This is a genomic window from Staphylococcus pasteuri (assembly GCF_030547725.1).
GTDB classification, from domain to species: domain Bacteria; phylum Bacillota; class Bacilli; order Staphylococcales; family Staphylococcaceae; genus Staphylococcus; species Staphylococcus pasteuri.
Window position 1 is genome coordinate 1 of record NZ_JAUOQO010000940.1, and the last position, 237, is coordinate 237.

A 237-nucleotide genomic window follows, 5' to 3' on the forward strand; every position below is an offset into this window, starting at 1 on the left:
GTGTGGCCGATCACACTCTCAGGTCGGCTACGTATCGTTGCCTTGGTAAGCCGTTACCTTACCAACTAGCTAAGACGGCGCGGATCCATCTATAAGTGACAGCAAGGCCGTCTTTCACTATTGAACCATGCGGTTAAAAATCTTATCCGGTATTAGCTCCGGTTTCCAGAAGTTATACCAGTCTTATAGGTATGTTATACACGTGTTACTCAACCGTCCGCCGCTAACTTCAAAGGA

The 237-nt window shown here is 47.3% G+C and carries 1 rRNA gene; it reads right to left on the bottom strand.

The window, feature by feature from the left end:
• Positions 1-237: ribosomal RNA gene (locus Q4528_RS15970) — 16S ribosomal RNA — on the bottom strand; the annotation flags it as partial.